This is a genomic window from Pseudomonas sp. K5002 (genome assembly GCF_013386655.1).
In the GTDB taxonomy this organism is placed as follows: Bacteria; Pseudomonadota; Gammaproteobacteria; order Pseudomonadales; family Pseudomonadaceae; genus Aquipseudomonas.
The window spans coordinates 1-9,782 of sequence record NZ_JACARK010000375.1; the positions used below are offsets into that span (position 1 = coordinate 1).

A 9,782-nucleotide genomic window follows, 5' to 3' on the forward strand; every position below is an offset into this window, starting at 1 on the left:
GGCCGTGGGCAGATTCCGCTGGCCACCATGGGCCTGTCCATGGGCAGCAACGCCCGGGTCGGCCTGGAGGATTCGCTGTGGGATGGCCCGGGCAAACTGGCCGCGTCCAACGCCGACCAGGTACGGCGCATTCGCACAGTGATCGAAGCCCTCGGCCATCAGGTCGCCACGCCGGATGAAGCGCGGGAAATCCTCGGGCTCAAGGGGCGTGACCAGGTCAATTTCTAAGTGATAAACCGGCCGCGTCACGGCGCGGCCATGCCCATCCCGCACAACAACAAAAAAGGGGATAACACCATGCGTATCGAAGTGCTTGTGGACGTGAAGACCACCCTGGGCGAAGGCCCGGTGTGGGACGTCGAACAACAACGGTTGTACTGGATCGACAGCGCCGACGGCCGGATCCTGCGCTGCACCGAGGATGGCCGCGAACTGCGGGCCTGGGATGTGGGCCAGAAAATCGGCTCCATGGCCCTGCGCCATAGCGGCGAGCAAGCCATCGTCGCCCTGCAAAACGGCGTGCACCTCCTCGACCTCAACAGCGGCGAACTGGCCCTGGTGATCGACCCGGAACCCGCACTGCCCAACAACCGCCTCAACGACGGCAAGGTCGACCGCCAGGGGCGCTTTGTCTTCGGCTCCATGGACACCCTCGAAGACAGCGCCAGCGCCAAACTCTACCGCCTCGACGCGGACCTGAGCCTGCACACCCTGGACGAAGGCATCATCGTGTCCAACGGCCCCTGCTGGAGCCCGGCGGGCGATACGTTCTACTTTTGCGACACTTGGTCCGGCGAGATCTGGGCCTATGACTACGACCCAGCCAGCGGCGCGGTGAGCAATCGACGCACCTTCGCCAAGGTCGATACCAGCGGCGGTGGCGCTGCCGACGGCTGCACCGTGGATGCCGAAGGCTGCCTGTGGCAGGCGCTGGTCTATGCCGGAAAACTGGTGCGCTACACGCCCGACGGCCAGGTCGACCGGATCATCCAGATGCCGGTGAAAAAGGTCACCAGCCTGACCTTTGGCGGGCCGAACCTGGACACCCTGTTTGTCACCTCCATGGCCAAGCCACCGTTGCCGCGTTTCCCGGCCGACGGTCAGCAGCGCGGGGCGCTTTTTGCGATCACCGGGCTGGGCGTGCAAGGAATAGCCGAGCGACGGTTCGCCAGCTAGCGCGTTTTTTTCAACAAGGCACTTTCCTTTCGCAACCTTGTGTCAGTGCGCGCCCTCGCGCGCCTGGAGAAACCCATGGCAACCTTGAAAAAAGCCTCGCTGCGCAGTATTCACCGGCACTCCTGGGTGTCGCTGCTGGTGTGCTGGATGATCTGGATCCTCAACGCCTACGACCGTGAGATCGTGCTGCGCCTGGGGCCGACCATCTCCAAGCATTTCGATTTGTCGGCCGACCAGTGGGGCACCATGGCCACGGTGATCATGCTCGCCCTGGCCCTGCTGGATATTCCCGGCTCGATGTGGAGTGACCGCTACGGCGGTGGCTGGAAACGTGCGCGGTTCCAGGTGCCGCTGGTGCTGGGCTACACGGCTATTTCGTTCCTCTCCGGGTTCAAGGCCCTGAGCGGCAACCTCGCGACCTTTATCGCGCTGCGGGTCGGCGTCAACCTCGGCGCAGGCTGGGGCGAGCCGGTGGGCGTGAGCAACACCGCCGAATGGTGGCCGGTGGAGCGTCGTGGTTTTGCCCTTGGCGCGCACCACACCGGTTACCCGATCGGCGCCATGCTCAGTGGCATCGTCGCCAGCTTTGTCATCAGCACCTTCGGTGAAGACAACTGGCGCTACGTGTTCTTCTTCGCGTTCGTGGTGGCGTTGCCGCTGATGATTTTCTGGGCGCGGTATTCCACCGCCGAACGCATCACCGCGCTGTACGTCGACATCGCCGCCAAGGGCATGACCCCGCCGGACAACGCACCGGCCAGTCAAGTGAAGGGCCACGCCTGGCGCACGTTTATCGCCACGTTGCGCAACCGCAATATCGCCCTGACGGCGGGTAATACGATGCTGACCCAAGTCGTGTACATGGGCGTCAACATCGTGCTGCCGGCCTACCTGTACAACATCGCCGGGCTTTCCCTGGCCGAGTCGGCGGGGATGAGCGTGGTGTTCACCTTGACCGGGATTCTCGGGCAACTGGTGTGGCCGTCGCTGTCGGACATCATTGGCCGGCGCGTCACCCTGATCATCTGCGGGGTGTGGATGGCGGCCAGTGTCGGTGCGTTCTACTTCGCCAATACCCTGACCCTGATCATCGTCGTGCAACTGCTGTTCGGCCTGGTGGCCAACGCAGTGTGGCCGATCTACTACGCGGTGGCCTGCGACTCGGCCGAGCCGTCGGCGACCTCCACCGCCAATGGCATCATCACCACCGCGATGTTTATCGGTGGCGGCCTGGCGCCGGTGCTGATGGGCAGCCTGATTGCCATGGGCGGCGGCTGGACCACCTTGCACGGCTACACGGTGTGCTTCTTCGTGATGGCCGGCTGTGCCCTGGGCGGGGCGCTGCTGCAACTGTTTTCCCATCGCCCGCCGGCGCTGGTTGCGCAACTCGAACCCTAGAACAACACCGATGCGTCCCCCAGCCGTTGCGCTGGCGGGGCGCCAAGAGGAATTGCCCGATGAAGACTGCCAACACCGCCCGTGAACCACGGGAGTTGAACAAACTGATGTTCGTCAAGCTGATGCCCTTGCTGATCATCGCCTACGTGCTGAGCTTCCTGGACCGCACCAACATCGCCTTGGCCAAGCACCACCTGGACGTTGACCTGGGGATTTCAGCAGCGGCCTATGGCCTGGGCGCCGGGCTGTTTTTCCTGACCTATGCGCTGTCGGAAATCCCCAGCAACCTGATCATGCACAAGGTCGGCGCGCGGTTCTGGATAGCCCGGATCATGGTGACCTGGGGCCTGATTTCGGCGGCCATGGCGTTCGTCCAGGGTGAGACCTCGTTCTATATCCTGCGCCTGCTGCTGGGCATTGCCGAAGCCGGCCTGTTTCCCGGGGTGATGCTGTACCTCACCTACTGGTTCAACCGCGAGCAACGGGCGCGGGCCACCGGGTATTTCCTGCTCGGCGTGTGTTTTGCCAACATCATCGGTGGCCCGGTGGGCGCGGCGTTGATGCGCATGGACGGGCTGCTCGGCTGGCACGGCTGGCAGTGGATGTTCCTGCTCGAAGGGCTGCCGGCGGTCGCGTTTGCCTGGGTGGTGTGGTGCAAGTTGCCGGACCGTCCGAGCAAGGCGCCATGGCTCTCGGCCGAAGAGGCACGCGGGATTGAACAGCGCATCGCGATGGAGACCGAAGAGGGCGCAGGCGAGGGCGGGCATTCCCTGAAGAACTGGCTGACACCGCAGATCCTGCTGGCGATCTTTGTGTATTTTTGCCATCAGATCACCATCTACACCGTGATCTTTTTCCTGCCGAGCATCATCAGCAAATACGGTGAATTGAGCACCATGAGCGTCGGCTTGCTGACCTCATTGCCGTGGATTGCCGCAGCGGCCGGCGCTGTGTTGCTGCCGCGCTTTGCGACCACGCCCACCCGTGCCCGACGGCTGTTGATTACCGGTTTGCTGACCATGGCATTGGGGCTGGGGATTGCCTCGGTGTCGGGGCCGGTGTTCAGCCTGCTGGGCTTTTGTGTGTCGGCGGTGATGTTCTTTGTGGTGCAGTCGATCATCTTTCTCTACCCGGCCTCGCGCCTCAAGGGCGTGGCGCTGGCGGGCGGGCTGGGCTTCGTCAATGCCTGCGGATTGCTCGGCGGGTTTGTCGGGCCGTCGGTGATGGGCGCGATCGAGATGAGCACCGGCAATGCCACGAATGGCTTGAAAGTGATTGCCGTGGTGCTGGTGGTGGCCGCGTTGGCCGCCTTGCGTTTGCGTCAGGGGCAGGAGCCCGGTCACACCAGCAACGAGGTAGGAAACCCCGAAGCCAGCACCAGGTAAGCCACGACTGCCGCCAGGCACAAACCGACAAATACCCGTAACAGTGTCCTGGCGGTGGGATGAGCGATGAATTTGATGGCCCAGAGCAAAATCCCGGCAATCAGGACGCTCAAGGCAGAAATGACCAGCACGATGGTGTTCTCGCAAGCCTTGGAAGCTGCTTTATAGTCCCAAAGGCCCGTGTTGAACAGTGTGCGCATAGACGCAGGGCCCCGGGTGTTTCTAAACTGCGACTTATCCAGGGCAGTGGGGCGGTCGCCGATGAATCGCAATGAATTACGCAAGGCCGACATCAATTTGATGGTGGTCTTTGAAACCTTGATGCTCGAACGCAACGTGACCCGGGTGGCGGAGAAGCTGTTTCTCGGGCAACCCACCATCAGTTCGGCCCTCAACCGCCTGCGTACGTTGTTCAATGACCCGCTGTTCATTCGTGTCGGCCATCGGATGGAACCTACCGCGCGGGCCGAGGAAATCATCAAGCACCTGTCGCCGGCCCTCGACTCCTTGTCGTCGGCCCTGAGCCTGACCCACGATTTCGACCCGTCCATCAGCACCATGACCTTTCGCATCGGCCTGTCCGATGACGTCGAGTTCGGCCTGCTGCCGCCGCTGCTGCGGGCCTTGCGCCAGGAAGCGCCGCAGGTGGTGTTCGTGGTGCAGCATGTGGATTACTGGCGCATCCCGGACCTGCTGGGTTCCGGGGATATCACCGTCGGCATCACCCAGACCCGCGGCCTGCCGGCCAATGCCAAGCGCAAATTATTGCGGCATATCCGCCCGTGCCTGCTGCGGGCGGACGCCTCGGACAAACCCCTGACCCTCGACGAATATTGCGCACGGCCCCATGTGCTGGTGTCCCACACCGCCAACGTGTCCGGGTTTGCCGATGAGTGGCTGGCGGAAATCGGTCGCAAGCGCCACGTGGTGCTCTCGGTGCCGCAATACAGCGCATTGCCGGCGCTGCTCGCCGGCACCGACATGATCGCCAGCCTGCCGGATTACACCGCCCAGGCCATGGCCGCCGGAGGCAATCTGTTCTGTGAACCGTTCCCGTTCGAAACCCCGACCCTGGACTTGTCGATGGTCTGGCTCAGCCACGTTGACACCGATCCGGCGGAGCGCTGGATGCGTTCGCGGCTGGAGGCGTTCATGAGCGAGCGGGACATGCTGCCGGTGGTCGCACCCAAATCTTGAGATAAAACCTTCAGGGAGATCCAGGCATGGCCCCATCCCGTTCCTTGCTGCGTGGGCGCGGCAGTCATGACAGCGGCAAGGTTGGCATGGTCGAGCTGTTTTTCGACCTGGTGTTCGTGTTTGCCGTGACCCAGTTGTCCCATTCGCTGCTCGCCCACTTGTCCATCGGCGGTGCCGTGCAGGTGGCGTTGATGATGGTCGCGGTGTGGTGGGTGTGGATCTTCACTTCGTGGGTCACCAACTGGCTGGACCCGGAAAAAATCCCGATCCGCATCGGCCTGTTCGGTTTGATGGTGGCGGGCCTGTTGCTGTCCTCGTCGATCCCCAAGGCGTTTACCGATCGCGGGCTGTTGTTCGCCGGCGCCTATGTGTTCATGCAGGTAGGACGCACGCTGTTTGCGTTGTGGGCGGTGCGCGGCGAGTCGCTGAACATGACCCGCAATTTCCAGCGGATCCTGGCGTGGATGCTGTTTTCCGGGGTGTTCTGGATCACCGGTGCGCTGCTCGAAGGCGAGCAGCGTTTAGCCTTCTGGGCCCTGGCGCTGTTGATCGAGTTGATTTCCCCGTCGGTGTATTTCTGGGTGCCCGGGCTTGGGCCCTCGACGCTTGCGGACTGGAATGTGGAAGGCAACCACATGGCCGAACGCTGCGGCCTGTTTGTGATCATCGCCCTCGGTGAGTCGTTGCTGGTGACCGGCGCGACCTTCGCCGAACTGCCCTGGAGCGTGGACGGGCTGGCGGCATTCCTGGTGGCAGTGGTGGGCAGTATCGCCCTGTGGTGGATCTATTTCGACAGCGGCGCCGAGCGCGCCCACCATCGCATTGCCAGCTCTGCCGACCCGGGCCGTCAGGCGCGGATCGCCTACACCTACCTGCATGTATTGATCGTCGCCGGGATTATCGTCAGCGCCGTGGCCGACGAACTGGTGCTGGTGCATCCGGGGCATGCCAGCCAGGCAGGCGTGGTGGCGATCATCGCCGGCCCGTGGTTGTTCCTGCTGGGCAGTGCGCTGTTCAAGTGGGTGATGAGCGACCGGCCGTTGCCACCGTTTTCGCACCTGGGCGGCTTGCTGATGCTGCTGGTATTGCTGCCGCTGGGATTGCAGCAGGTGTTTTCGGCGTTGGTACTGGGGGCGTTGACGTCGGCGGTGTTGGTGATCGTGGCGATCTGGGAAAATCGCTCGCTGCACAGCCTGACCGAAGTTTCACACTGAAAGCGGTCTGATTCCGCCCGGCCCCGTGCTATATGTATGACTCTTTTCCTACAACAACTCGGAGCCTTTCATGCCGCATCTGCATCTGGAATACACCGCCAATCTCACAGAGCTGGCCGTTGAGAAAACCTTGTTGCGGCTCAACAACGTGCTGATGGCGTCCGGGCAGTTCGGTTCCGAGTTCGATATCAAAAGCCGCGCGCTGAAGGTGGAGACATTCCAGGTTGGCACGTCCATCAGCCCGCGCGCTTTTATCGCGGTCAAGCTGTCGCTGCTCAGCGGGCGTTCACCGCAGGTCAAGAAGCAATTGTCGGAAAGCCTGTTGGCGGCGCTGCAGGACCTGGGCGATTGGCCTGCAGACCTGCAGGTGCAGCTCAGTGTCTTGCTGGTCGATATGGATCGCGAGTCCTACAGCAAAGTCACCATCGGCTGACGGGCAATACTCTGAGGCGAGGGAGCTTGCTCCCGCTGGACCGGGCTGGCGCTCCAGTTCGAAGCGCTCCCAAAATTCTTGGGGCCGCTACGCAGCCCAGCGGGAGCAAGCTCCCTCGCCACAGGGGGTCATAATAATCCCTGATCCGCACACACCTTCACCACCTGCTCCCTGAACCACGTGTTGGCGCTGTCCTGCGCGCTGTGTTCATTCCACTGCATATCCAGGGTAAACCCCGGCAAACCGTTCGGCGCTTCGCAATGGCCGAACACGGTCGTATCTGCCAGCAGCTTCAGCACTCGACGGGGCAAGGTGACGATAAAGTCAGTGCCGGTGATCATCTTCAGCGCCGCGCTGTAGCTGTTGGCGCGGGCGATCACCTGGCGTTTGTGGGACTGGCGCGCCAGCCAGCCGTCGATCATGTTGGTGTCGGAACTCCAGGGCGTGGGGAACACATGGCGCCGGGCGACGAAGGATTGCAGGCTGAACGCCGGTTCCCGGGGCGCCGAGTGTTTGTCGAACACGCACACCAGGTCGTCCTCCAGCAGCATCTGGGTCTTGATGTCCTTGTGCTCGCGATGAAAGTGCGGCCCGAAGCAAATCACCAGGTCCAGACGCCCGTCGCGCAAGGCGTCGGCCGGGACCTCGGTTTCGAGCTTCTGCACGTTGACGATCACCGGCAGGTCGGCGCGGTCGAAGTTTTTCAGCAGGCGCGGCAGGATCAACTGTTCGAAGTATTCTGGGGCGCAGACGTTGAAGGTCACAGCCTTCTGGGTGGGGTCGAACGTTTGGCTGCCGGCATGGCACAGGTTGATGCTTTCGAGGATTTTCTGCACATGCCCGTACATGGTGGCGGCTTTGTACGTAGGACGCATGCCCGCCCGGGTGTTGATAAACAACTCGTCTTCGAAGCTGGTGCGCAGCTTCTTCAGGCTGTAGCTCACGGTGGACTGGCTGACGAACAGGGTTTCGGAAACCTCGGTGACGCTGCTTTGGTCGTAAACAGCGACAAACACCATCAGGTCCTGCATATCGAGCTTTCTAAGCAAGTTGCTGTTTAGCATCCGTTCCGTCCGCAAGCGCTTTGTACCGAACTCGGTACAAGACAATACAAAATGTTAACGGAACGCTCGTACCAATAGAAAGCTCTGTCGGACCTTTCTCTGTTTGAGGTGGGACAAATAATGTTTACAACACGACCTCAGCGAATATGCCGCGCGTAATGCCGGGGATCGAAGCGCAGTACGATCAGCAGCATCACCACCACCACGGCCGTCAGTGACCACCAGGCCCACTCGAAGCTGCCCAGCTGGTCGCGGATCATCCCGGCAATCAGCGGCGACAACCCGGCGATCAGGTAGCCGATGCCCTGCACAAAGGCCGTCAGGCCACCGGCGCGGCGCGGGTTGTCGAGGTGGTCGAGGGACAGGATCAGGCTCATCGGAAACAAGCCGCCAATCCCCAGGCCGAGCAAACACGGCCACAGCAGGCTCAGGTATTGCGGGCTCAGGATCAGCCCGCAGAAGCCGGCGATGATCAGCACCACCGGCACCGGCTTGTCGGATTTGGGCAACAACAGCGAACCAAACAGCTCGCCACTGCCGGTGTCCAGGCTGATGGGCCGTTGCAGCACGACAGGGGAGGCGGCGAAGCCAAGGCTGGAAAACAGAGTGAGGGTCAAAAGCAGAACTCGCAGCATCATCGCGCCATCATGAGGAAGGTGCCGGTTGGACCAACGTCTACCGGTAAGGTTTCGAGGATGAACTAGTCGGTTAGCCTGCGTATACTGGCCGCCTTAAGTTATTACGGTTGACTTGATTCAACTGATTTCACGGAGCGCCCTGCATGTCCGGCAATACCTACGGCAAGCTGTTCACTGTTACCACCGCGGGCGAAAGCCATGGCCCGGCGTTGGTCGCCATTGTCGACGGCTGCCCGCCGGGCCTCGAGTTGTCCCTGGAAGACCTGCAGCGTGACCTCGACCGCCGCAAGCCCGGCACCAGCCGCCACACCACCCAGCGCCAGGAAGCCGACGAAGTCGAAATTCTCTCCGGCGTGTTCGAAGGCCGCACCACCGGCTGCGCCATTGGCCTGCTGATTCGCAACACCGACCAGAAGTCCAAGGACTACTCGGCGATCAAGGACCTGTTCCGCCCGGCCCACGCCGACTACACCTACCACCACAAATACGGCGAGCGCGACTACCGTGGCGGTGGCCGCAGCTCGGCGCGGGAAACCGCGATGCGCGTGGCGGCCGGTGCGATTGCCAAGAAGTTCCTGGCGACCCAGGGCATCGTGATCCGCGGCTACATGAGCCAGCTGGGCCCGATCGAAATCCCGTTCAAGACCTGGGACAGCGTCGAAGACAACGCCTTTTTCTGCCCAGACCCGGACAAAGTGCCGGAGCTGGAAGCCTATATGGACCAGTTGCGCCGCGACCAGGATTCCGTCGGCGCCAAGATCACCGTGGTTGCCGAAGGCGTGATGCCGGGCCTGGGCGAGCCGATCTTCGACCGCCTCGATGCCGAACTGGCCCACGCGCTGATGAGCATCAACGCGGTCAAGGGCGTGGAAATCGGCGCCGGGTTCGATTGTGTGGCCCAGCGTGGCACCGAGCACCGTGACGAGCTGACCCCGGAAGGTTTCCTCAGCAACAACGCCGGCGGCATTCTCGGCGGCATTTCCTCCGGCCAGCCGATCGTTGCGCACCTGGCCCTCAAGCCGACGTCCAGCATCACCACGCCAGGCCGTTCGATCGATGTGCACGGCAACCCGGTGGACGTGATCACCAAGGGCCGTCACGACCCGTGCGTCGGCATCCGCGCCACGCCGATTGCCGAGGCGATGATGGCCATTGTGTTGATGGACCACCTGCTGCGTCATCGTGGGCAAAACGCCGACGTAAAAGTCAGTACTCCGGTATTGGGCCAGCTGTGATCGTGTGTGGCGAGCGAGCTCGCTCGCGCTGGGCTGCGCAGC

Annotated in this window: 10 protein-coding genes and 1 pseudogene; 8 read left to right on the forward strand and 3 right to left on the reverse strand. The window is 62.4% G+C overall.

Annotated features, from left to right (window positions below):
* The 4 genes from HX846_RS17830 to HX846_RS17845 form a co-directional block, all read left to right on the forward strand.
* The coding region (locus HX846_RS17830; protein WP_178965815.1) for a 3-keto-5-aminohexanoate cleavage protein at positions 1 to 228 on the forward strand (228 nt) is incomplete at its 5' end.
* A 69-nt stretch (positions 229 to 297) separates the two neighbouring features.
* On the forward strand, positions 298 to 1,176 hold the full coding sequence (locus HX846_RS17835; protein ID WP_003211906.1) for an SMP-30/gluconolactonase/LRE family protein: 879 nt from the start codon (positions 298 to 300) through the stop codon (positions 1,174 to 1,176).
* A gap of 75 nt (positions 1,177 to 1,251) precedes the next feature.
* Positions 1,252 to 2,574 (forward strand): MFS transporter, encoded by a 1,323-nt coding sequence (locus HX846_RS17840; protein WP_003211904.1) that lies wholly within the window; start codon positions 1,252 to 1,254, stop codon positions 2,572 to 2,574.
* Positions 2,575 to 2,633: 59 nt separating this feature from the next.
* The gene (locus HX846_RS17845; RefSeq protein WP_178965816.1) at positions 2,634 to 3,959 is read left to right on the forward strand and encodes an MFS transporter; all 1,326 of its coding nucleotides are present in this window, start codon (positions 2,634 to 2,636) and stop codon (positions 3,957 to 3,959) included.
* On the opposite strand, the gene HX846_RS17850 is transcribed toward HX846_RS17845, so the two are convergent.
* A complete protein-coding gene (locus HX846_RS17850; RefSeq protein WP_177008925.1) occupies positions 3,914 to 4,159 on the reverse strand; it encodes a hypothetical protein in 246 nt (81 codons plus the stop codon). The two genes, HX846_RS17845 and HX846_RS17850, sit on opposite strands and share 46 nt — an antisense overlap.
* Positions 4,160 to 4,220: 61 nt before the next feature.
* Between HX846_RS17850 and HX846_RS17855 the strand changes: the two genes are divergently transcribed.
* The 3 genes from HX846_RS17855 to HX846_RS17865 all read left to right on the forward strand — a co-directional run bounded on the left by HX846_RS17855 (position 4,221) and on the right by HX846_RS17865 (position 6,803).
* A complete protein-coding gene (locus HX846_RS17855; RefSeq protein WP_003211897.1) occupies positions 4,221 to 5,156 on the forward strand; it encodes a LysR substrate-binding domain-containing protein in 936 nt (311 codons plus the stop codon).
* 26 nt (positions 5,157 to 5,182) lie between these two features.
* Positions 5,183 to 6,370 (forward strand): low temperature requirement protein A, encoded by a 1,188-nt coding sequence (locus HX846_RS17860; RefSeq protein ID WP_008437907.1) that lies wholly within the window; start codon positions 5,183 to 5,185, stop codon positions 6,368 to 6,370.
* A gap of 70 nt (positions 6,371 to 6,440) precedes the next feature.
* The gene (locus HX846_RS17865; RefSeq protein WP_102368307.1) at positions 6,441 to 6,803 is read left to right on the forward strand and encodes a 5-carboxymethyl-2-hydroxymuconate Delta-isomerase; all 363 of its coding nucleotides are present in this window, start codon (positions 6,441 to 6,443) and stop codon (positions 6,801 to 6,803) included.
* Between the two features lie 128 nt (positions 6,804 to 6,931).
* Here HX846_RS17865 and HX846_RS17870 read toward each other — a convergent pair whose 3' ends face one another.
* Together HX846_RS17870 and HX846_RS17875 are read right to left on the reverse strand one after the other, a co-directional pair.
* Positions 6,932 to 7,867: a LysR family transcriptional regulator gene (locus tag HX846_RS17870; RefSeq protein ID WP_023659100.1), complete on the reverse strand. Its 936-nt coding sequence runs from the start codon at positions 7,865 to 7,867 to the stop codon at positions 6,932 to 6,934.
* Positions 7,868 to 8,004: 137 nt separating this feature from the next.
* Positions 8,005 to 8,355 (reverse strand): annotated as a pseudogene (locus HX846_RS17875) (MFS transporter); the annotation flags it as partial.
* Between the two features lie 293 nt (positions 8,356 to 8,648).
* Between HX846_RS17875 and aroC the strand changes: the two are divergent.
* The gene (gene aroC, locus HX846_RS17880) at positions 8,649 to 9,740 is read left to right on the forward strand and encodes a chorismate synthase (protein WP_003213122.1); all 1,092 of its coding nucleotides are present in this window, start codon (positions 8,649 to 8,651) and stop codon (positions 9,738 to 9,740) included.
* The last annotated feature ends 42 nt before the right edge of the window (positions 9,741 to 9,782 follow it).